Source organism: Streptomyces sp. NPDC002092, assembly GCF_053593775.1.
Genome location: NZ_JBSFDG010000002.1, coordinates 369,699 through 388,478, shown reverse-complemented (window position 1 = coordinate 388,478; position 18,780 = coordinate 369,699). Strand labels below are relative to the sequence as shown.

22 protein-coding genes and 3 pseudogenes are annotated in these 18,780 nt (G+C 71.7%); 10 read left to right on the top strand and 15 right to left on the bottom strand.

Annotation, left to right across the window (positions count from 1 at the left end; genetic code table 11):
* Positions 1–325: 325 nt before the first annotated feature.
* From ACWCRD_RS05825 to ACWCRD_RS05805, 5 genes are all read right to left on the bottom strand, one after another.
* Positions 326–736: a DUF5994 family protein gene (locus ACWCRD_RS05825; RefSeq protein ID WP_450964699.1), complete on the bottom strand. Its 411-nt coding sequence runs from the start codon at positions 734–736 to the stop codon at positions 326–328.
* A 373-nt stretch (positions 737–1,109) separates the two neighbouring features.
* The gene (locus ACWCRD_RS05820; protein ID WP_450964945.1) at positions 1,110–1,454 is read right to left on the bottom strand and encodes a hypothetical protein; all 345 of its coding nucleotides are present in this window, start codon (positions 1,452–1,454) and stop codon (positions 1,110–1,112) included.
* Between the two features lie 361 nt (positions 1,455–1,815).
* On the bottom strand, positions 1,816–2,262 hold the full coding sequence (locus tag ACWCRD_RS05815; RefSeq protein ID WP_450964698.1) for a DUF5994 family protein: 447 nt from the start codon (positions 2,260–2,262) through the stop codon (positions 1,816–1,818).
* A gap of 234 nt (positions 2,263–2,496) precedes the next feature.
* Positions 2,497–2,751, bottom strand: coding sequence for a hypothetical protein (locus tag ACWCRD_RS05810; RefSeq protein WP_450964697.1), 255 nt, complete (start codon positions 2,749–2,751; stop codon positions 2,497–2,499).
* 217 nt (positions 2,752–2,968) lie between these two features.
* Complete coding sequence (locus ACWCRD_RS05805) at positions 2,969–3,178, bottom strand: hypothetical protein (protein ID WP_450964696.1); 210 nt, start codon at positions 3,176–3,178, stop codon at positions 2,969–2,971.
* Between the two features lie 879 nt (positions 3,179–4,057).
* Here ACWCRD_RS05805 and ACWCRD_RS05800 point away from each other — a divergent pair.
* Positions 4,058–4,203: pseudogene (locus tag ACWCRD_RS05800) on the top strand (IS5/IS1182 family transposase); the annotation flags it as partial.
* Between the two features lie 11 nt (positions 4,204–4,214).
* On the opposite strand, the gene ACWCRD_RS05795 reads toward ACWCRD_RS05800, so the two are convergent.
* A complete protein-coding gene (locus ACWCRD_RS05795) occupies positions 4,215–4,928 on the bottom strand; it encodes an SDR family oxidoreductase (protein WP_450964695.1) in 714 nt (237 codons plus the stop codon).
* Positions 4,929–4,998: 70 nt separating this feature from the next.
* Here ACWCRD_RS05795 and ACWCRD_RS05790 point away from each other — a divergent pair, with 70 nt between their 5' ends.
* Positions 4,999–5,814 carry a helix-turn-helix transcriptional regulator gene (locus tag ACWCRD_RS05790; RefSeq protein WP_450964694.1) on the top strand — a complete coding sequence of 272 codons (816 nt, stop codon included), beginning with the start codon at positions 4,999–5,001 and terminating at the stop codon, positions 5,812–5,814.
* A 95-nt stretch (positions 5,815–5,909) separates the two neighbouring features.
* Here ACWCRD_RS05790 and ACWCRD_RS05785 read toward each other — a convergent pair.
* The 5 genes and pseudogenes from ACWCRD_RS05785 to ACWCRD_RS05765 form a co-directional block, all read right to left on the bottom strand.
* Positions 5,910–6,126: pseudogene (locus ACWCRD_RS05785) on the bottom strand (NUDIX domain-containing protein); the annotation flags it as partial.
* Between the two features lie 421 nt (positions 6,127–6,547).
* Positions 6,548–7,264 (bottom strand): YcnI family copper-binding membrane protein, encoded by a 717-nt coding sequence (locus ACWCRD_RS05780; RefSeq protein WP_450964693.1) that lies wholly within the window; start codon positions 7,262–7,264, stop codon positions 6,548–6,550.
* Between the two features lie 123 nt (positions 7,265–7,387).
* Positions 7,388–7,963, bottom strand: a complete 576-nt coding sequence (locus tag ACWCRD_RS05775) for a hypothetical protein (protein WP_450964692.1) — start codon at positions 7,961–7,963, stop codon at positions 7,388–7,390.
* 120 nt (positions 7,964–8,083) lie between these two features.
* Positions 8,084–9,988, bottom strand: a complete 1,905-nt coding sequence (locus tag ACWCRD_RS05770; RefSeq protein WP_450964691.1) for a copper resistance CopC/CopD family protein — start codon at positions 9,986–9,988, stop codon at positions 8,084–8,086.
* A gap of 183 nt (positions 9,989–10,171) precedes the next feature.
* On the bottom strand, positions 10,172–10,387 hold the full coding sequence (locus tag ACWCRD_RS05765) for a hypothetical protein (RefSeq protein ID WP_450964690.1): 216 nt from the start codon (positions 10,385–10,387) through the stop codon (positions 10,172–10,174).
* A 335-nt stretch (positions 10,388–10,722) separates the two neighbouring features.
* On the opposite strand from ACWCRD_RS05765, the gene ACWCRD_RS05760 reads away from it, so the two are divergent.
* Positions 10,723–11,172 (top strand): hypothetical protein, encoded by a 450-nt coding sequence (locus tag ACWCRD_RS05760; protein WP_450964689.1) that lies wholly within the window; start codon positions 10,723–10,725, stop codon positions 11,170–11,172.
* Positions 11,173–11,205: 33 nt separating this feature from the next.
* On the opposite strand, the gene ACWCRD_RS05755 is transcribed toward ACWCRD_RS05760, so the two are convergent.
* Positions 11,206–11,346, bottom strand: coding sequence for a hypothetical protein (locus ACWCRD_RS05755; protein WP_450964961.1), 141 nt, complete (start codon positions 11,344–11,346; stop codon positions 11,206–11,208).
* Between ACWCRD_RS05755 and ACWCRD_RS05750 the strand changes: the two are divergent.
* From ACWCRD_RS05750 to ACWCRD_RS05735, 4 genes and pseudogenes are all read left to right on the top strand, one after another.
* Positions 11,315–11,802 (top strand): annotated as a pseudogene (locus ACWCRD_RS05750) (HAD-IC family P-type ATPase); the annotation flags it as partial. The gene ACWCRD_RS05755 and the pseudogene ACWCRD_RS05750 overlap by 32 nt on opposite strands.
* 149 nt (positions 11,803–11,951) lie before the next feature.
* The gene (locus ACWCRD_RS05745) at positions 11,952–12,938 is read left to right on the top strand and encodes a hypothetical protein (protein WP_450964688.1); all 987 of its coding nucleotides are present in this window, start codon (positions 11,952–11,954) and stop codon (positions 12,936–12,938) included.
* Positions 12,939–13,050: 112 nt separating this feature from the next.
* Complete coding sequence (locus ACWCRD_RS05740; RefSeq protein WP_450964687.1) at positions 13,051–13,704, top strand: hypothetical protein; 654 nt, start codon at positions 13,051–13,053, stop codon at positions 13,702–13,704.
* A gap of 162 nt (positions 13,705–13,866) precedes the next feature.
* Positions 13,867–14,526 carry a sigma-70 family RNA polymerase sigma factor gene (locus ACWCRD_RS05735; protein WP_450964686.1) on the top strand — a complete coding sequence of 220 codons (660 nt, stop codon included), beginning with the start codon at positions 13,867–13,869 and terminating at the stop codon, positions 14,524–14,526.
* Positions 14,527–14,833: 307 nt separating this feature from the next.
* Here ACWCRD_RS05735 and ACWCRD_RS05730 read toward each other — a convergent pair whose 3' ends face one another.
* The 3 genes from ACWCRD_RS05730 to arsM form a co-directional block, all read right to left on the bottom strand.
* Positions 14,834–14,989, bottom strand: coding sequence for a hypothetical protein (locus ACWCRD_RS05730; protein ID WP_450964685.1), 156 nt, complete (start codon positions 14,987–14,989; stop codon positions 14,834–14,836).
* Positions 14,990–15,068: 79 nt separating this feature from the next.
* Positions 15,069–15,728, bottom strand: a complete 660-nt coding sequence (locus tag ACWCRD_RS05725; protein ID WP_450964684.1) for an MSMEG_1061 family FMN-dependent PPOX-type flavoprotein — start codon at positions 15,726–15,728, stop codon at positions 15,069–15,071.
* 241 nt (positions 15,729–15,969) lie between these two features.
* A complete protein-coding gene (gene arsM / locus ACWCRD_RS05720; RefSeq protein ID WP_450964683.1) occupies positions 15,970–16,863 on the bottom strand; it encodes an arsenite methyltransferase in 894 nt (297 codons plus the stop codon).
* Between the two features lie 104 nt (positions 16,864–16,967).
* Here arsM and ACWCRD_RS05715 point away from each other — a divergent pair, with 104 nt between their 5' ends.
* The 3 genes from ACWCRD_RS05715 to ACWCRD_RS05705 are packed head-to-tail and all read left to right on the top strand — an operon-like array spanning position 16,968 to position 18,535.
* Complete coding sequence (locus tag ACWCRD_RS05715; protein ID WP_450964682.1) at positions 16,968–17,342, top strand: ArsR/SmtB family transcription factor; 375 nt, start codon at positions 16,968–16,970, stop codon at positions 17,340–17,342.
* Complete coding sequence (locus ACWCRD_RS05710; protein ID WP_450964681.1) at positions 17,339–18,082, top strand: aquaporin; 744 nt, start codon at positions 17,339–17,341, stop codon at positions 18,080–18,082. Before ACWCRD_RS05715 ends, ACWCRD_RS05710 begins: the two co-directional genes overlap by 4 nt.
* 24 nt (positions 18,083–18,106) lie before the next feature.
* Complete coding sequence (locus tag ACWCRD_RS05705) at positions 18,107–18,535, top strand: arsenate reductase ArsC (protein WP_450964680.1); 429 nt, start codon at positions 18,107–18,109, stop codon at positions 18,533–18,535.
* Positions 18,536–18,780: the final 245 nt, after the last annotated feature.

The following is an 18,780-nucleotide window of genomic DNA, read 5'->3' as shown; positions in this document are numbered from 1 at the left end:
GGTGGCGCAAAACCTGCGGCCGGCCACCGGCCGTCCGGCATTACGCGTCCTGGAGGCCGCGGCCCCTGAGCGCTTCCGAGGCGGCCCGGAGGGGGCTACGGGCACCCGCATCCAGGATCGGCGCGGCTTCGGGACGGGCGTGGCAGGTGAAGCCGAGGCGGGCCATGGTCCGGATGACCTCGCCGCTGGTGAAGTCGCGGCGGTCCTGCCGCCTTGGGGCGGCGCCGGGCGCCGGAGCGGTTGGCGGAGCCCTTGAAACGGTCGTGAGGGCGGGTGGCGCGCGTGGTTCGCTGGGTGCGTCGAGCGCGTCAAACGCGTGCTCTGTTCATGTGGAATCTTCCTCGACGCGGGCGCGTATCGCGCTCGCGCCGAGGTGGAGCGCGGGATCGGCCGCGGCGGTCATCAGCCGGGAGGCTTCCTCGGGAGGCTCCTGGGGCGGGACGACGAGGAGCACCCAGCGTCCGACGGTGTCGCAGTCGAGGGTGATGACATGCTCCTGGCCCGCGGATCGGGTCGGCTCCACGGTGATCACTCGGTCGGGTGCCATCACCGTGTGCGGTGCGTCGGGCCATTGAGCGGGGTCCACGGTGACGGCCACCGTGGTGAACCGGTCCGGCTCCAACGCGGCGACGAGCGAGGGCAGTTCCAGTTCAAGCGCGTCGCAGCGCGGCCACCAGGCTCCGTCCAGCGGGCCGTGGCTGACTTCCGGGGTGAGGGCCAGGCGGGGCAGGGGCATGCGATAGGTGTGCCCGCCGCCCGCGGGTGGGTCTTCGGCAGGCGTTCTCCTGGGTTCCATCGTGCGGTCCCGTCCCGGGAGCCGAGGGCGGCTGCCCGTTTCGCCACTCGCCGGGAACGGCACCGCCGGTCGCGCTGCGCGAAAAGCCCTCGGTACGTTCAGGCTACGCCTGGAGGGGGCGGAGCGATGCGAGCAGTGAACGCCCGGGCCCGGTCCCAGGCCGGTCACAGGGCCGGCACCGCGCGCACTCCGCGTACCGCGCGGGGAGTCCCGAACGGCCGCCGCCGGGGATCAAGAACGACCGGCGGCGGCCGTCGCAAGGCGCTTGCACCGACGGACCTGTGGCCGTTCGTGCGCGCAGCATCCTCCTGGTTCAGGCGCGCAGCAACCGCCCGGTGATCTCCCGGTACTCCCGCAGCGCGAGTCGGAGTTCGTCGGACTGCGTCTCGGGGTCCCGGTCCTGCCAGCCGGCGCGCAGGGTGCGCCGACGTGCCGCAAGGGCGTTCACCAGTGCCTCGGTGGCTTCGTCGAAGGCGTTCTCGGCCTCCTCCAGGGCCTTGCCCGGAGCGTCCGCGAAGGTGTTCACGGCGTGTCCGAGGCGCCGGACGATCCTGTCCCGTTCCTCGGACGGGAGCAGCGGTTCCGGGCCCGGGGCGCGGCGCCCGGCGGGGCCCGGGGGCCGGTCGGCGGGCTGCTGGGCGCGTGTCTGGTCGTACATCGTCGTATCCACCGTTCCCGTGGTGATGGGGGTCGCCGCCCGAAGACGCCTTCGGCCTTCTCGGCGGCCTGTTTCAGGCTTCCCGGAAGCCCGATCGGCCCTGCCATCACGGCACTGCGCCGTCCGGTCAGTCAACGTCCCGCGATGATCCGTGTCAATGCGGCACCGGCCCGAGCGCACTCCGCCCGGAGGGCCGTGCCCGGCCGGATGCTCGTCTCCGACCAGGCCGTACGGCTGCGCGGCCACTGGCGGCATCCGCCCCGCCCACCGTCGTCCCGTGCGCCCTGGCGGTCGGGCCTGACCCCGGGCCGTGACCGGCTGCCTGGCGGCTCACCAGGTCACCGGGGCCGTGGGCCGGCCGTCACATGCCTGCCGCCGGCCGGTCCGCCGGGCCGGTCCCGGTGTCGTACGACGAGGCTGTGCCGTCGGGCTGTTCCGCCGTCATGAGGGCGGACGCGGTCCAACGCGGGCCCGTGTCGGCGCTCGCGGCGGCCATCAGCCGGGCGGCAACCGGGTCGTCGGTCTCCGGGGGAACCACCAGGAGGTTCCAGCCGCCCGACGCGCCGGACAGCAGCAGGATCTTGTGCGGATCCAGCTCCGAGGTGAACCAACCCACCTTCACCACATGGCCGTTGACGAAGATTCTGCGCGGAATGATCGGCCAGTAGCGGGGATTGACGGCGATCCGGGTGATCCGGCCCCCCAGCGGGTCCAGTACGTCGGCCAGCGGGGCGAGTTCCTGTGTCAGGTCACGGGAGCGGGGCCACCAGGCGCCGTCCAGCTCGTCGTGTCCCGGGGAAGAGCTCACGGGTTTGAGGGAGAGGCGTGCGGTCGGAGCTCTGAAGGGCATGGCGCTCAGCGGAGGACGGCCGGTGGTCGCGGACATCGTGCGGACCCGTCTCCGGACTCCCTGCACGTGGGCAGTCGTCCGGCGTCGTTGCTCACCGGGAACGACACCGGCGTCGGGGCCGGTGCGCGAGATGCTCCCGATGACCTCACGCTACTCCTCGAACAGGCTGCACGGGCCGCCCTGCCCGTCGCCTCACTCGCGCCGCCCGTCCGCTCCCGGGGAGCGGCTGGTCTCCAGCCAGGACCGCGCCGGTTCCGCCGCCCGCGTCGTGTCCACGACGAGCTCGAGGCGCGTTCCTCCCCCGGCGCCCGAGGGATAGCTGCGCTGCTCGGTCGCCGCGAAGCAACGGCGGAGCACCTCCGCGACACGGCGGGCGACCTCGGGGGAGGCCGCGACGATGCGTACGTCGGCGTGCCCTTCCGAGGGGGTGTGCTTGGGCTGCTGCATGGCGACCTCGGGTCATCTGGGCACGGATGAGCGGACCGGATCTTCGACTCTACTCCGGGCCGTCTCGCGACTGACGCCCGTGACCAGCGGCCTCCCCGGCCGCAGTGAGCCGGGAAGCACCGTGCAACGAGGAAGTCCTCCTGGTCGTCCCGCCGCCCGAAACGGCACGCGCCGCGACGACCGAAGCGGTACGCGCCGACGACATCACCTGCCGTGCCTACGGACGGCTCTGGCGTTTCGACGGGCGGCGCCGATACAGGCCATGCAGGTTGAGGACGACCATCACGCCTGCCGTCAGCGGCCACCACCACGAGCTCCCGTTCTGGATCATCTGCAGGCCCATCCACAAGAGAGCGATCGAGAGCAGCAGACCGAGCAGTCCTAGGGCGATGTCGAGCGGACCGCCGTCCCTGAACGGATTCTGCATCTTCGTGTTCCTGTTCTGCGGGCTCACGCGATCACGGCCTCGGCGAGTGTAGTCACTACCGGCTTGCAGGCGTCGCCTGTGTGCAGGTTGACAAGGGCGCTGAGGGTACTGGAGCAGGTCCATCCCTGAGCGCCACCGCGCCGCTCAACTTTGAGACGGTTCGACTCGACGAGTTGTACGCCGTCGCTCAGGTCATGGCCGAGGCAAGCGTTCCGCGACCTCCGCCGGCGTAGGGCCGGGATGCGGCGTTCGATCCAGAAGCCGCGGCCGACGCCGGGCGTCCTTCTGCGTGCGCTCGGCCACCGCACCCGTTCACAGCAGCGCCGTGGGCCACTGCCGTGGTGCCCGCTCGTGCGGCATCACAATGGTGCGGAATCCGTCGCCCAACGCACCGCACCGCAGAGGCAATTGGGAACCTGTCCCCGCGCGGTGGCGGACAGAGTGGGCCACTTCGCGCACTCTTTTCCCGGTACCCCCGAGGCGTCTGGGCTTGCTGTTATTCTCGTGCCGCTGTGCATGGGGGGCGGCTGGGGGGGCTGGGCACTTTCGCACCACCGTTGACGCGCGCCTGATCGGCCATCGCCCGGGCGCTGCTGCGCCGCCCGCAGGTGCTCCCGCTGGACGAGGTGACCGCCCACCTCGACGGACTGAGTGAGACGGCACTGCGGGACACGGTGCAGCGGGCCGCGCGGCGGTGCACGGTGCTCCTGATCGCCCACCGGCTGTCCACCGTGGCCTCCGCTCCTCACACGGTCGTGCTGGCCGACGGCCGTGCGCAGGACCGGGGCCGGCACGGCGAACTCCTGGGCCGCAACGCGCTGTACCCGTCGCGCCCAGCCGGACGACAGCTACGGGCACAGGCCTCCGTGATCACGGTGCAACCGCCTCGCCCGCTGCTACGAGCGCCGCACCACTGTCATCGACGCCTTCTTCGATCTCGCAGACACCATCATTACCGTCCGTACCTGATCCGACGAGGCTGGACCACCCACCGCTGGGACGACCGCCCCAAGCGACGCCCATGACCGATCAGGCATCACCAGGGCACGGGCGTTCCGTCCCAGGAGAAGAAACCACCGGTCGGGCCGTCGTCCGGCAGCAGGGCCAGGCGCAGGGCACCGTGGGCGGCCTCGGCGGGGTCGCCGCCGGCAGCGGCCCCGGGGGTGAGATCGGTTGCCCGCGCGCCGGGGGCGAGCGCGTTCACCTTGAAGCCCTCCTCGGCCAGCGTCTGGGCGTAGAGGACGGTGAGGGCGTTGAGGGCAGCCTTGGAGGAGCGGTAGGCGGCGGCGCGACCGCTTCCCGGGGTGAACTGGGGGTTGGGGTTCCGGCTCCAGTCCAGCGACGCGGTGCCGCTGGAGACATTGACGATGCGCGGGTGCGGGGACCGGCGCAGGGCGGGCAGGAAGGCGTTGGTCACCGCCACCACCCCGAACACGTTGGTCTCATAGGTGCGCCGGAACTCCTCGACACCGGTATCTGCCGGCGGGGCGAGTGAGAGTGCGACTCCGGCGTTGTTGACCAGCACGTCCACGCGGTCCACCTGGGCCGCGGCCTTTGCGATGCCGTCGGGATCTGTCACGTCGAGGACCAGCGGGAGGGCGCCGGCGCCGATCTCCGCGACGGCCCGCTGCCCGCGACCGCGGTCACGGGAGCCCACGTACACGGTGAAGCCCTCGGCGACGAGCAACCGGGCGATGTGCTTACCGATGCCCTTGTTGGCACCGGTGACCAGAGCTGTGCGATCGTTCATGGCAACTACGGTTCCCTGGTCGTTGGCGCCCTGCCAGGGACAGCCTGTACCAGGCAGCGGAGGAGGCGGCATGGCGCGGCAGGAGCTGGCCCGCTACCTGCGGGACCGCCGGGAGGGGCTGCGTCCGCACGAGGTCGGCCTGACGGAGACGGGCACCGCTCGCCGTACACCGGGCCTGCGCCGCGAAGAGGTGGCCGAACTCGCCCACATGTCGGTCGACTACTACACACGGCTGGAGCAGGCCCGGGGACCGCGGCCATCGGCCCGGATCCTGGACGCGCTGGCCCAAGCCCTGCGGCTCACCCCGGCCGAGCGCAGCCACCTGTTCCGCCTGGCGGGATCGAGCGCGCCGCCCGCCAGCAGCGCCGTGCGACGGGTACGCCCGCACGTGGCCCGGATGCTGGACCGGTTGCCGCAGACCGCCGCCATCGTCACCGACGCGGCCTACGGCGTCATCGCCTGGAACCCCCTGGCCCAGGCACTGCTCGGCTACAACCTCACAGACGGGACCACGAACCTCGCCCGGCGCCGCTTCCTGGGCCAGGGCCGGATGCATGAGAGCTCCAGCGCCGAGGAGTTCGGGCACATCGTGGTGGCACGGCTGCGCCGGGCCGCCGACCGCTACCCGCACGACCCGGAGTTGACCACCCTGCTGGCCGAACTGCACGCCGAAAGCCAGGAGTTCAGGCAGATCTGGGCCACGCGACCCATCCACGCCCCCGGCCACCGCACCAAGACCCTCCACCACCCCCAGACCGGCACTCTGCGGTTGAACTGCGATGTCCTGCTCGTACCCGAGGACGACCAAGAAGTCGTCTTGATCACGGCCGACCCCGGATCACCCACCGCACGAACCCTGCACAGGCTGGCCAGGCAGACGGCCTGAAACAGAAGCCCCCTCAGGAGCGGGAGCCTGCCCACCTACCAGGACAAACCCGCTGACTCGCTGGCCTTCGTGACGGCCGGGGAACCCACTCGATGCGGTCGGACTCGTGTCTCTTCCAGGACTTCCCGGGCTGCAGCTTCCGGTGTCTCGCCTTCTTCGACCAGGCCCGTGGGCAACTCCCAGGCCCACGAGTCGGTGATGAAGCGGTGCCGCCACATCATCAGGACCTCTTTGCGGTCGTCGACCCACGGCAGCCAAGGCCAGGTGCCGAAGTCGGACGACGTGGTACTCCCACCTACGTCCGTCAGGCTTAGATCGTGATCTTTGGCTCGAGTCCGGATCGGGCAACCGGGGGCCTTGCAGGGTGAGTGGACGATCAAAGTCTGGGCGGGGGCAGAAGTTGATGGTGCCGGAACTCGCGCGTGTCCGGGTCAAGGGCCTGGCGGTCGCCCGGCGGAACCCTCCACCGGTCGAGGTCGCGTGGGGGCTGCGAGATGGCGGCTCGGTCGGGGTCCCCGTAGGCGCCCATCTGCTCTCCGATCCGGGCAAGTCGGCCGGAGCTCAGCGGCAGGGCGTGCTCGGCGCTGACTCGATGCCCTCGCCGCCCAGTGGGACCGCCGCCTCGACGCGATCAAGGGCCTCGCGGAGCAGGAAGAGCCGTCTTGAGCGGCCGTACGCCAAACGTCGGGCCCCGGCCGGGTGATTTCGGCCGGGGCTCAGGCGTCAGGTGCGGCTACCGGCGGGCGGCGCGGGCTCGGGCCAGGCCGAGGCCGCCCGTGATCAGGCTCAGTACGCCGACGGCGAGGCCGGCGATGCCGAGCGTGCGGGCGGTGGAATCGCCGGCCTTCGCCGTCGCGGTCGAGGCGCCGTCCGATGCTCCGGAGGCGGCAGCCGGCGTGAGCTTCAGTGTCGGGGCGGGGTTGTCCGGTTCCGGCTGGCCGGACTGTTGCTGCTCGATCCAGCGGACGACTTTGCCGTCGGAGTAGGTCTGGAGGGCCTTGAAGGCCAACTGGTCGGTGCCGCTGGGCAGTTGGCCGAAGGCGACGGTGAAGTCCTGGTAGTTGCCGGGGGCGATCCCGCCGCCGGTCCAGACGATCTCGGAGACGGCGCTGGTGATGTCGCCGTCGTCGGTCTTGATCGGCGTCTTGAGGTGGGTGTTCTTCACCTGGGCCGTCCAGCCCGCGACCGGGCTGACCAGGACGGAGGGGATTGGATGGTCGGCGGGGAAGACGATGTCGACCTTGGTGGTGCGGGCGTTGTCCTCCTCATTGGGCACCCGGAAGGTCAGCGTGCCGTCCGAGGCACCCTGCGGATAGCTGTCGGGGTGGACGGTGACGTGCGCGAACGCCGCACCGGCGCCGGCCAGCACACCGGCGATGGCCAGGGCGCCGACCACGGCCAGGCGCCGCAACCCGCGCAGGGGAGGGGAAGCGAGAGGGGTCGCAGACATGCGAAGACTCCGTAAGGGGCTGTAGGGAAGCGTCCGGCGGGCAGCGAAGTGCGCCGGTGGAGCGGTCGAAGAGGGGGCCGCTGTTCGTGGCGGGGGCTGTGTGCGGAGCCGTACGAGGACGGCTCACCGGGGCGGGGCCGTGACCGGCCCCCTCGCCGGAGGTCCCCTGCGTGTCACGGCATGCCGCAGCAGGACCTGCCGCATGCACCGCTGTCGCGCGTCACGCCGCCGGACGACCGCGTCGGGCGGCGGCTCGGCGAGGGTGACGGTCACCGGCCACTGGAGCCCGGAACCGCGGGCCAGTGTGGCAACTTGTCGCAGAAGCGACCACACGGCCGCCTCACCGCGCCGCAACCACCAGGCGGCCACCAGTGCCGCCGCGGCGTGCGCCGTCATCGCCCGTCCGTCGGCTCCGTGGTGCGTCATCACGGACGCCGTCACGGAGCCGGGTGCGCCGGGCGTGGCCGGCATGCCGGGCCCGGTGAGAGGGGACGTGGCGTCGAAGAACATGTGCAGGCCGGCCTGGACCACGGCCATGGCGGCGCAGATCCCGGTCAGCGACCGCTCGCGGCCCGCGAGCGGGCAGCCCAGGGCGAAGACCGTGGCGAAGCCGACGCCGTCGGCCCACAAGGCAGGGGTCGGATGTCCCGCGAGGCTGTGTCCGGCCGCCGCGAGCGTCACGCACACCGCGGCGAACACGGCGGCCCGCAGGCTCCGCAGTGCCCTCGACGCCGGGTGGTGAACTGCCGCAGGGCATAGGCGAGTTGGGGGCCTGTGTCGGCCGGAATGCTTCGCGCGCGGGACGACGTGGGCCACGGCCTACCGTCCCTCTCCGGGGATCCGCACCGTCCTGGTCTTGGTGACCTCGTCGATGGCGGTGGTCCGTACGGTGACGGAGAGCTGCCACGTTCCCGGGGCGGGCAGCTGGAGCGCCTGTGCCACCCAGGCGTTCCCGGATTCCTTGAGGACGGCCTTGAGTTGGCCGATGCCGCGCGCCGGGAGCGCGAAGGCGATGTCCAGTTCCGGGACGTGCGCGGCGGTGTGGTGCGGGCCCAGGACGACGGCCTTGAGGGCGTTCGTTCCCGGACGGCCCGGGGCCAGCGTGATCTCGACCGTGCCTCGGCCCGTGCCGTCGCCCTGACCGGTGTCGAAGGGGACGGCGACGCGCACCGGCCCCGCCTGCGAGGCGGCGGCGCCGTGTGCCTCCGTTCGCGCCGGCTGGGTGTTGGTGAGCACGGTGGTCACGGCGAGCACGAGGATGCCCACGACCGCCTCCATGCCCGCCGTCCGGCGAAGGGCCCGCCGGTAGGAGCCGACCGTGTCCGAGGCCACGGAGACCGATGCCGTCGAGGACGGGGCGTCACCGGCGGGCTTGGGCCGGGTGCCGTCGGAGTGACCGGCCATGACCAGCACGGGCTCGCTCTCCCGGACGCGGGCCGTCGCACGCAGTCCCGCCGTCCAGCGCCGCGAGTAGAAGGCGGCCGTCAGCATCATCAGCACGCCGTAGACCTTGAGCAGCAGCCACCGCCCGTAGGCGGTCGTGACGAGCGCGTCCCAGGAACCCACCTGGCGCCACGACTGATAGAGGCCGGTGGCGACGAGCGTGACGACGGCGACGAGCGCGACGACGGAGAAGCGCCGCGCGGTCTCGGCATCGTCGGGTTGATCGGCTGGGACGCGGTACAGGACGGTCAGCAGGGCCAGGAGGCCGCCCAGCCATACCGCCATCGCCACGAGGTGCAGTACGTCGAGGAGGACCGCCAGCGGCACCTGAAGGCCGACCGAGGCGTGCTCGGCCAGGGACCAGGTGACCGCCAGGCCGACGGCCGTCACCACGACGGCGACGGACAGGCCGACCCGACGGGCCCGCCCCTTTCCCGCGTCCTCCTCGCCGACGGCGGACGGAAAGCCGAAGCGCCCGGCCCGGAGGAACAGGAACGGACCCGTCGCCAGCAGGAGCAGCAGCCGTATGAGGAGGAAGGTGCCGGCCCTGCTGTCCAGGGTGTTCCGGAGCAGCGTGATGTCCAGCGCCCGGCCCAGTCCCTGCTCCTCGGTGTACGGACCGCGCAGCACCAGCAGGGCGAGCGTTGCGAGCGCCATCGCCGCCCAGCCGGTGAGCAGCAGCCGCCGCAGCGGCCGTATCGCCTGCCGGGTCGGCCGGCACAGCAGGACGAAGGCGCTCGTTCCGACGAGCACCGTGTAGCCGGTGTAGTCCGCGTACCGGCCCAGGCCGTACAGGACACCGGCCGCGCTCGCGTTCGGCGACCTGGTCTGCGGGGCCGTGACATGCCCGGACGGAGCGCCGACGGAGAAGACGAACGCCCCGGCCACCGGGTGGGTGTCGGCGGACACGACGTGCCACGCCACCGTGTACGTCCCGTGCGGCAGACCGCCTCGCAGCGCCACGCGCACCGTCGCGTCGCCGCCCTCGGCGTGCCCTGGGTGGCCGTCGTCCACACGGCTGCCGCTCGGGCCGAAGACCCGGATCGAGTCGTCGGCGATCCCCACTCCCTCGCCGAAGGTCAGCGTGATGTGCCGGGGTGCAGTGGCCAGGGTCGCGTTCGCGGCGGGGTCCGTCGACAGCAGGGCGGCGTGGGCCGAGGCATTTGCGGCCCCGGCGAGCGAAACCGCGAACACCGCGGCGCACAGCGCCAGGGACCGGACCAGCCACCGGACCCAAGTCCTGATCGCCGGCCGTGCGGACCTGAGCCAACCCGTCGTCATGCACAGGTAAGTTGGGCCCCGCCGTTTGCCGCGGCATCGCTACGCCGTTCGGCCGCCGTAAAGTCGGGCTCCGTCGGGGGCATGTGCCGCAGTGAGCTGTGCGTGGGACCTGTGCGTTGTTCGTGATGGTTGTCGTCGGCGATCACCGGGACCGCCGACGACCGGCTTCGCGGTAGCCGGGGATCAGGGCACGGCGATGCCGTCGAGCTTGCCGGCCTTGGCATCGGAGACCAGGTTGGAGAACTGGTCGGCGCTCATCTGGACGCGCTGGCCGAAGTCGTCGGTCAGGATGATGCGCTGTTCGGCGGGTGCGCTCGGGTCGACGAACAGCTGGGGACAGCCGCAGTCGCAGTTGCCGCAGAAGGTCGCCACGGGCTCCGGTCCATTGGTCTCGGGCATGCTGCTCCACCTCCGTGGTGTGGGGTCGCGGCGCATCGGTGTCCGAAACCGCCGGCCGCAGGGACTGCCCAAGGGATACCCGGCGCGACGCTGCTGGACGCGCGCCCCCACCCCGGGTGGGTGCGCGGTCGATGGCCGATACGCGCTCGTACTCCTCCCGCGCTTCCGTTGCCTCCATATCGCCGGGATGGCCGGGAACTGAACGGCATGCCGGTCCGACTCGTACGGAGGAGGCAGGTCTTCCAAGCAGTGCCGCGCCGTGCGTGCTGCTTGCCGCCGGAGGACATGCGCTGGCAACGGGTGAGGCACCGCCGGTGTGGGTTCAGGTCGTCGCAGTGGGCCCTGTCTTCGTGGCCGGCTGTCTGCTGGGCGGCCGGGAGCGGTCGCTGGCCGGCATCGGTACCGTGGCGCTCGCCGCCCAGGGCGGACTGCATGTCGCCTTCCACGCGGTCCGGCCACACCACGCCGGGATGGTCATGGACGGCATGCGAATGACCTCCGACGCCCACGCACATGCGCTGACACCGCACGCCACCGCCGCCCACCTCGGGGCGGCGCTCGTGCTGACCTGGCGGCTGCGGAGGGGTGGGGCCGCGCTGTGGTCGTTGCTGCGGTGGGCGATCGAGGTAGTGCCGGGGCTCGTCGCCTGGTGGCAGGACGCCGCAAGGGTGCCGGACATGCCGCGGCCGGGGGCACGGCATTTCGCGGAGTCCCGGTCCCTGAAGGGTGTGCGCCTGCGATACGCCGTCCACCGGCGGGGACCGCCGACGGGGATGCCCCGGTGACGAGGGAGAGGTCGACGGCCGAACTCCCCTCCGTCACCTGCCCGTCGGTGGCGACCCGCTCTCGTGGGCGGAGGCGACGCCCGCAGCGGCCAGGACTCCGGCGGCGGCCAGGGCGGTGACGGCGCCGGACCGGTGCAGGGCGCTGGTGCGGGCCACCGCGGTCGGCGCCGACACCCGGCTCGCCAGGTCACCCGGCTGGTGACCGAGGCGCAGGCGGGAAAGGCGCGGGCGCAGCGGCTGGCGGACACGGTGGCCGGGGTCTTCGTGCCCGTCGTACTGGCCCTGGCGGTCACGGCGCTGGGGTTCCGGCTCGCCGCCGGTGCCGATCTGCAGGCGGCGATCACCGCGTGCGTGGCCGTCCTGGTCGTGGCCTGCCCGTGCGCCCTCGGGCTCGCGACGCCGACCGCGCTGATGGCGGCGACCGGGCGCGGCGCCCAACTGGGCGTGCTCGTCACGGGTCCGCAGGCGCTGGAAGGGCTGCAGCATCTCGACACCGTGGTGCTGGACAAGACCGGCACGCTCACCTCCGGGCACATGAGCGTCGCCCGTGTCACCGCCGTACCGGACGGACTCGGTCGGGAGGCCGTCCTGCGGCTGGCGGGCGCCGTGGAGCAGGGGTCGGAACATCCGACGATTGCGGTGGTGATCAGCCCGAGCGGCCCCTTCTTCTGATCACCGGTCCGTACGGCTCGCACAGGGCGGCAAAACAGACGTAGGTGAACATTTGGCGCTTCCCGCTCGTACTCATGGGCGCGATGAGCGATCGGAGGTGCCGGCTCATGACCGTCGACCACCGGCAGATCCAGGACTTCTCCCTCAGGCATGCAAGCAGCACGCTGCGGCTGACTCGGCGCGGTGTGGAGATCGCGCTGGGGGCGCTGTGGCTGGTGGACGGGGCGCTGCAGTTCCAGCCGTCCATGTTCACCCGGGGCTTCTTCGTGGACACGCTGGGCATGGCGAACATGGGCCTGCCCGGGCCCGTGGCGACGGTGGAGTACGACCTGACGAGCATGCTCGCCGCACAGCCCGTTCTGTGGAACGCGCTGTTCGCCTCGCTGCAGGTCGCGCTCGGCGTGGGCCTGCTGTGGCGCCGCACCGCCCGCCCGGCCCTGGCCCTGTCGGTCCTGTGGGCGCTGGGGGTGTGGACCGTCGGCGAGGGCTTCGGCGGACTGTTCATGGGCGGCACCGACCTGCTGACCGGCGCCCCGGGCGCGGCGCTGCTCTACGTCCTGGTCGCCCTGGCAGTGTGGCCGCGGCCGGATCGAGCCGGGCCGAGCATCGCGGACGGCGGGGTGCTGGGCGGTGTGGCGGCGCGCTGGGTGTGGCTGCTCCTGTGGATCGGCATGGCAGCGCTGGAGCTGGAGCCCGCCGCCCATGTGCCCGCCGCCCAGCTCTCCAACGCCGGCGAGGACGAGCCGGCCGTGATCGCCGCCCTCAACCATGCGGTCGGCGGGCTGGTCAGCGGATGGGCAACGGGGTTCGTCGTGGTCCTCGGGCTGCTCCAGGTTGCTGTCGGCGTGGGTGTCCTGTCCCCTCGCACGCGACGCGCGGCGCTGTCGGCCGGCATCGCGCTGGCGGTCGCCACCGGCCTCCTCGGCCAGGACCTCGGCGGACTCCTCACCGGCCACGCCACCGACCCGGGCACCGGCCCTCCCCTGGTGCTGTTCGCCCTGACCCTGTGGCCGCGCGCGACCCTCCACACGCAGCACCCACCGACTCCCGCACACGCCCCCGGCTCAGGAAACGTCGGGCCGATGTCCCGCTGAGTTCCCGCCCATTTCCGTGGCCTGGATCACACGCTGTGGGTTGAGCGGGGGTGCCTGTGGATATCCGTACCCCCACCTGACGAGCGACGCCCGGATGCAAGGATGAGGCGCCATGACAGCAGGGTGGTGTTCGCGCACGGTACGGGCCGCGGTGTTCGCGGCCGTCTGTGTGCTGCTCGCCGCCCTGGGCCACATCCTGATGTCCGGCAGCGACGTGCCCGCCTGGGCGCTGGCCGCCGGAGGGGTCGGGACCGGGGCCGTCGGCTGGTGCCTGGCAGGGCGGGAGCGCGGGGTGCCGTTGATCGTGGCGGCCGTGGCCGCCGCCCAGGCTGCACTGCACGAGGCGTTCTCGTTCGCGCAGTCGACCACCGAGGCATCCGGTTCGTCGGCCTCCATGGACATGAGCGGGATGGGCTCGATGCACATGGGGTCGATGCACATGGGCTCCATGGACATGGCCCATATGGATCACATGGGTCACACGGCGTCCGGCGGTTCGTCGTCGGGCATGCTCGCCGCCCACCTTTTGGCCGCGCTGCTGTGCGGGCTGTGGCTCGCGTACGGCGAGAAGGCCGCCTTCCGCCTCCTGCGGGCCGTCGCCGGATGGCTGGCCGCACCGCTACGGCTGCTGCTGGCCCTGCCGGCCACCCCCGAGCGCCCGCGCCCGCACCTGCGGCGCCGCCGCTCGGATCGGTCACCGCGTCTTCTCCTGCTCGTCCACGCGATCACCTCTCGGGGCCCTCCCGCGGGGACGGCTGTCGCCTGACGACAGCTGGTCTCCCGAGGCTGCCCGTGCGCGCCTCGGGCCACGGCCGTACGACCGCACCGGCGCCGTAGCGCTCGTGCCGTAGGCCGCCTCCCCGTTCACCGGACCGCCCGCGCCCACGCGCGCCCAGGTCCGGGTCAAGGATCCCGAGAAGGACACCAGGTGATTACCTCTGCCCTGCCCACCTCGCGCACCCAAAGCGGTAAAGGTGACACAACGGCAGCCCTCGACGAGTCGATCACGGCCTGGGCACTCGCCGCCCGGGGCGGCGACGCGGACGCGGTCGAGCAGTTCGTGCGCGCCCTGCAGCGGGACGTCCAGCGCTACGTCGCCCATCTGTGCGCCGACCCACAGGCTGTGGACGACCTCGCCCAGGACACGTTCCTACGGGCGCTCGGCAGTCTGCACCGCTTCGAGGGCCGCTCCTCGGCACGCACTTGGCTGCTGTCCATCGCCCGCCGGGCGGTCATCGACAGCTACCGCTACGCCGCGGCCCGCCCCCGCCTGTCCGACGTACCGGACTGGCAGCTGGCCATCGAGCTGTCGCAGCCGTGCGATCTGCCCGGCTTCGACGACGGCGTCGCGCTGCTGGACCTCCTGGCGAGACTCCCCGAGGAACGCCGCGAGGCGTTCATCCTCACGCAGATGGTCGGCCTGCCCTACGCGGAGGCCGCCGAGGTCAGCGACTGCCCGATCGGCACGGTCCGCTCCCGCGTGGCCCGCGCCCGGGCCGGCCTGATGGACCTGCTGGGGGATGGGGGCACCTCCCACGCCCTTCAGGCAGTGGGGGAGGAGGAGCCCGCCGTGCCGGCGGCGGTCTGATCCGCATTCGTACGAGGGCGTCGGGGCGGTCGGCCCCGACACCCTCGGCAGCACCTCAGGTGCGCGGATCGGTCCTGCGGCAAGCGTCGGCAGCATCGGCCCGGGCACCTGCGGGGGCCGTGTTCGTAGCGCGCTCTGAACCGCGGCCGGGGAGAACTACGCGACCGGTGCGACCGACTCATGTAGGGCAGGTCAGTGCTACTGCCGAAGAGCGAGCAGGCCGCGGGCCGTTGGAGCGCAGAACCCGCTCAAACGGCCCGCGGGACGCTTCACCAGCCAGGGAGACAAAGCTGATGCCTCTACGCGTTCAGATCCTGATGTACGACGGGGTGGAGGAGCAGGACGCCATCGGGCCGCGTGACGTCTTCGGGCAGGCCGTGCAGGCAGGCGGGCAGGTGGAGGCGACACTGGTCCGGCCCTCGGCTCCTGGCGAGGTGACCTGCTTCTTCGGCACAAGAATCACGGTGCCGACCGCACGGGAGCCGACCGACTCCGATCTTCTGATCGTGCCGGGTGGCGGCGACCAGCTGATCCACGATCCGTCATTCGTACCGGTACTTCAGCGAATCCGCCTCAGCCTGCTCGATGTCAGCGATCGTCAGTTCCGGCATCCGCAGCTGGGCCAGCGTCACCTCGGCCGAGGTCGGCTGGGCGTCCGCCGGCAGCCACTGCTCCGGCCTCCAGGCCCCGCTGCGCAGAAGCGACTTGGGGCAGTGCGGGTAGACCTCCTCGATCCCCACCACCAGCGCGCTGGCCGGCGGCTTGCCCACGGCGGTCAGCTGGGACAGCAGCTCCGGGCTGGTGGACACGCAGGCCCGGCCGTTCACCCTGAGCGTGGTGGTGCGCCCCGGGATGACGAACAGCAGCCCGGCCTGTCCGGTGGCGACGACGTTCTGCAGGGTGTCCAGCCGCTTGTTGCCGGTCGCGTCTGGTATTGCCACTGTCCGTGAGTCCAGGACGGCGACGAATCCGGCGGGGCCGCCGCGCGGCGAAACGTCACAGCGGCCCTCGGCGTCCACGCTGGCGACCAGGACCAGCGATGAGCACCCGATCAACGCCTGGGTCTGTTCGGTGAGTTCGGTCATCTGCTTGCGCACGGCCGTGTCGTTGGGGAGTGCGTAGACCCGGCGCAGCGCCTCCTGGTCGGGTACGGCGTTGAGGCGGAGCAAGTCGAAGGCACTGCCGGCAAGGGGTGTCGTCATGCCCCCGACACTAACGAGCCGAGTCGTGCCCGCTTTTGCGGTGCTCCGGTAGCCGCGAGCGATGTATGGCGAGACCCGCCTCGCCATCACCGCTTTCGTCTCTGGTCCCACCGCAAAGCGCCTATTCGTCTCAAAACCCACCACCGAGGTGATGCGCTTTCGCTGTATGGCCTGCTGAACCACGACCCAGCCGATCGCGCAGGCCAACCCGCCCAAGATCAATCGCGGGTGAGTCCCATGGTCAGCCCTGGCAACCGCACCCCGAGGCGGCCTTGGCTTCCGCCACCGTGGTGGAGGGATCGGTCGCCTGCTCGTCCGAGGTGCAGCAGGCGGCGACGCCGCAGCACGCGCCCGTCGCGGCGTTCGAGGAGCCCCGCTCATCAGTGGTGGAGGGCTTGACCGCGCGAACGATGGCCGAGTGCATCCCGTCGGCGACGGCGTGGGTGGGCGTGATCCCGACGCCGGTGAACCCGGCGGCTTCGAGCCCCTGCCGGTATTCGGTGAAGGACAGCGCGCCGGCGATGCAGCCGACGTAGTCGCCGCGCTCGGCGCGCTGCTCGGGTGTGAGGCTGTCGTCGGCGACGACGTCGGTGACGCCGATACGGCCGCCGGGCTTGAGGACGCGGAAGGTCTCGGCGAAGACGGCGGGTTTGTCGACGGACAGGTTGATGACGCAGTTGGAGATGACGACGTCGATGGTGCCGGCGGGGAGCGGGACGGCCTCGATGGTGCCCTTGAGGAACTCGACGTTGGTGGCGCCTGCCTTCTCGGCGTTGGCCAGGGCCAGGGTGAGCATCTCGTCGGTCATGTCGAGGCCGTACGCCTTGCCGGTCGGGCCGACGCGGCGGGCGGAGAGCAGGACGTCGATGCCGCCGCCGGAGCCGAGGTCGAGGACGTACTCGCCCTCCCGCAGTTCTGCTACGGCGGTGGGGTTGCCGCAGCCGAGAGAGGCGGCGACGGCCTCGGCAGGCAGGACGTCGCGCTCGTCGGCGGCGTACAGCGTGGAGCCGAAGTTCTCGTCGACCTCGACCGGCTGCGGTCCGCAACAGGCGGTGCCGCCCTCGGTGACCTTCACGGCTGCGGCGGCGTAGCGCCGGCGGACGGTTTCGCGCAGGTCGGTGGACTGCTCGTTCATCACTTCACTCCTGGGTGAGGGGCATGGCGGTGCCCGGAACGGCCTGTATTGAAGTTCGTTGATGCAACCTTGCGCCTTGAATCGAAAAACGTCAACATAGAGGCATGTCGAAACAAGAGCTTGAGGTGATCGGCCGGGACGCCGACTGCTGCGCCGAAGTGTCCACGGCACCGCTCGACGACGAGCGGGCGGCCGAACTGGCCAGGGTCTTCAAGGCCCTGGGTGACCCGGTGCGGCTGCGCCTGCTGTCGATGATCGCCTCGCGTGGGGAGGGCGGCGAGACCTGCGTCTGCGAGCTGACCCCGGCCTTCGATCTCTCCCAGCCGACGATCTCCCACCATCTCAAGCTGCTGCGCCAGGCCGGTCTCATCGACTGCGAGCGGCGCGGCACGTGGGTGTACTACTGGGTGCTGCCGGCGGCTCTCGACCGGCTCGCCATGTTCTTGAAGGCACCGACCGCGGCCGAGGCGCTCGCGTGAGCGCCTCGCTGGGGCGCCGTGTCCTGGCGGAGGCTCTCGGTTCGGCGGCGCTGGTGGCGGTTGTGGTCGGCTCCGGCATCCAGGCCGGCGAACTGTCGCGAGACGTCGGCGTGCAACTGCTCGCCAACTCGCTGGCCACCGTGTTCGGCCTGGGCGTGCTCATCGTGCTGCTCGGCCCGGTCTCCGGAGCCCACTTCAACCCTGTCGTCACGCTCGCCGCCTGGCTGACCGGCCGTCGTGCGGGCGGCGGATTCACCACGCGGGATCTGGCCGCGTACGTCGCCGCTCAGATCGCGGGAGCGATAGCGGGTGCGGTCCTGGCCGACGCCATGTTCGGCAAGCCACTGGTGCGGTGGTCGACGCACGACCGCTCGGCCGGCCACCTCCTGCTGGGCGAGATCGTGGCCACGGCCGGCCTGACACTCGTGATCTTCGGCCTTGCCCGGGTGAGCCGTGCCCATCTCGCCCCGGTCGCGGTGGCGTCGTACATCGGCGCGGCGTACTGGTTCACGTCCTCCACATCGTTCGCGAACCCGGCGGTGACGATCGGCCGTGCCTTCACGGACACGTTCGCCGGCATCGCGCCCGGCTCGGTCGCTCCTTTCGTAGCGGCGCAGGTGGTCGGTGCCCTACTCGGACTGGCGCTCGTGGCGGCGGTCTTCGGGCGTCCGGCTCCCGCACCGGCCGATACCTCCGCCGCGCACACCGAGCCCGAACTCGCCGCCCCTGCTCTCCCCTGACCCACCGCCCAGGAAGACGCCATCATGACCAGCACTCCCGCCGCCGACCGGCCCTCCGTCCTCTTCGTCTGCGTCCACAACGCCGGCCGCTCCCAGATGGCGGCGGCGTTCCTCACGCACCTGGCCGGAGACGCGGTGGAGGTCCGCTCGGCCGGCTCGGCCCCTGCTGACACGGTCAACCCCGCCGTCGTCGAAGCGATGAACGAGGCCGGCATCGACATCTCCGCCGAGACCCCGAAGATGCTCACCGTCGAGACCGTCCAGGCGTCGGACGCCGTGATCACCATGGGCTGCGGGGACGCGTGCCCCGTCTTCCCCGGCAAGACGTACCTGGACTGGAAGCTGGACGACCCCGCGGGGCAGGGCGTCGACGCCGTACGCCCCATCCGCGACGAGATCGAGAGTCGAGTCCGGGACCTGCTCGCCGACCTCGGCGTGGAACCGCCCCTGTAGCGGCCGCCATGGCATGGGCAATCGCCGAACGCCTCGGCTGCCGCGACGGCCGCACGCGGCGGTCAGTGAACTGCCGCTTTGCATACACGACTTCGCAGAAATGGCGCACGGTAATGACGCAGGTCACATGAAATGCGTCTCGCCATTTGAGGCGATCGGGAGTCGCGTGGGCCCAAAGTGCCCGCTGAATGCCTCTGGAGCGGTCGCGTTACCTCGACTCAGGGCACGCGGAGGGCACGCAACCG

What these genes read in the sequence shown, in the direction of transcription:
- ACWCRD_RS05825 (WP_450964699.1), bottom strand. Translation starts at nt 736, where the DNA reads ATGCCCCTGCCCCGCCTGGCCCTCACCCCGGAAGTCAGCCACGGCCCG.
- ACWCRD_RS05820 (WP_450964945.1), bottom strand. Translation starts at nt 1,454, where the DNA reads ATGTACGACCAGACACGCGCCCAGCAGCCCGCCGACCGGCCCCCGGGC.
- ACWCRD_RS05810 (WP_450964697.1), bottom strand. Translation starts at nt 2,751, where the DNA reads ATGCAGCAGCCCAAGCACACCCCCTCGGAAGGGCACGCCGACGTACGC.
- ACWCRD_RS05805 (WP_450964696.1), bottom strand. Translation starts at nt 3,178, where the DNA reads ATGCAGAATCCGTTCAGGGACGGCGGTCCGCTCGACATCGCCCTAGGA.
- ACWCRD_RS05795 (WP_450964695.1), bottom strand. Translation starts at nt 4,928, where the DNA reads ATGAACGATCGCACAGCTCTGGTCACCGGTGCCAACAAGGGCATCGGT.
- ACWCRD_RS05790 (WP_450964694.1), top strand. Translation starts at nt 4,999, where the DNA reads ATGGCGCGGCAGGAGCTGGCCCGCTACCTGCGGGACCGCCGGGAGGGG.
- ACWCRD_RS05780 (WP_450964693.1), bottom strand. Translation starts at nt 7,264, where the DNA reads ATGTCTGCGACCCCTCTCGCTTCCCCTCCCCTGCGCGGGTTGCGGCGC.
- ACWCRD_RS05770 (WP_450964691.1), bottom strand. Translation starts at nt 9,988, where the DNA reads ATGACGACGGGTTGGCTCAGGTCCGCACGGCCGGCGATCAGGACTTGG.
- ACWCRD_RS05765 (WP_450964690.1), bottom strand. Translation starts at nt 10,387, where the DNA reads ATGCCCGAGACCAATGGACCGGAGCCCGTGGCGACCTTCTGCGGCAAC.
- ACWCRD_RS05745 (WP_450964688.1), top strand. Translation starts at nt 11,952, where the DNA reads ATGACCGTCGACCACCGGCAGATCCAGGACTTCTCCCTCAGGCATGCA.
- ACWCRD_RS05740 (WP_450964687.1), top strand. Translation starts at nt 13,051, where the DNA reads ATGACAGCAGGGTGGTGTTCGCGCACGGTACGGGCCGCGGTGTTCGCG.
- ACWCRD_RS05725 (WP_450964684.1), bottom strand. Translation starts at nt 15,728, where the DNA reads ATGACGACACCCCTTGCCGGCAGTGCCTTCGACTTGCTCCGCCTCAAC.
- arsM (WP_450964683.1), bottom strand. Translation starts at nt 16,863, where the DNA reads ATGAACGAGCAGTCCACCGACCTGCGCGAAACCGTCCGCCGGCGCTAC.
- ACWCRD_RS05715 (WP_450964682.1), top strand. Translation starts at nt 16,968, where the DNA reads ATGTCGAAACAAGAGCTTGAGGTGATCGGCCGGGACGCCGACTGCTGC.
- ACWCRD_RS05705 (WP_450964680.1), top strand. Translation starts at nt 18,107, where the DNA reads ATGACCAGCACTCCCGCCGCCGACCGGCCCTCCGTCCTCTTCGTCTGC.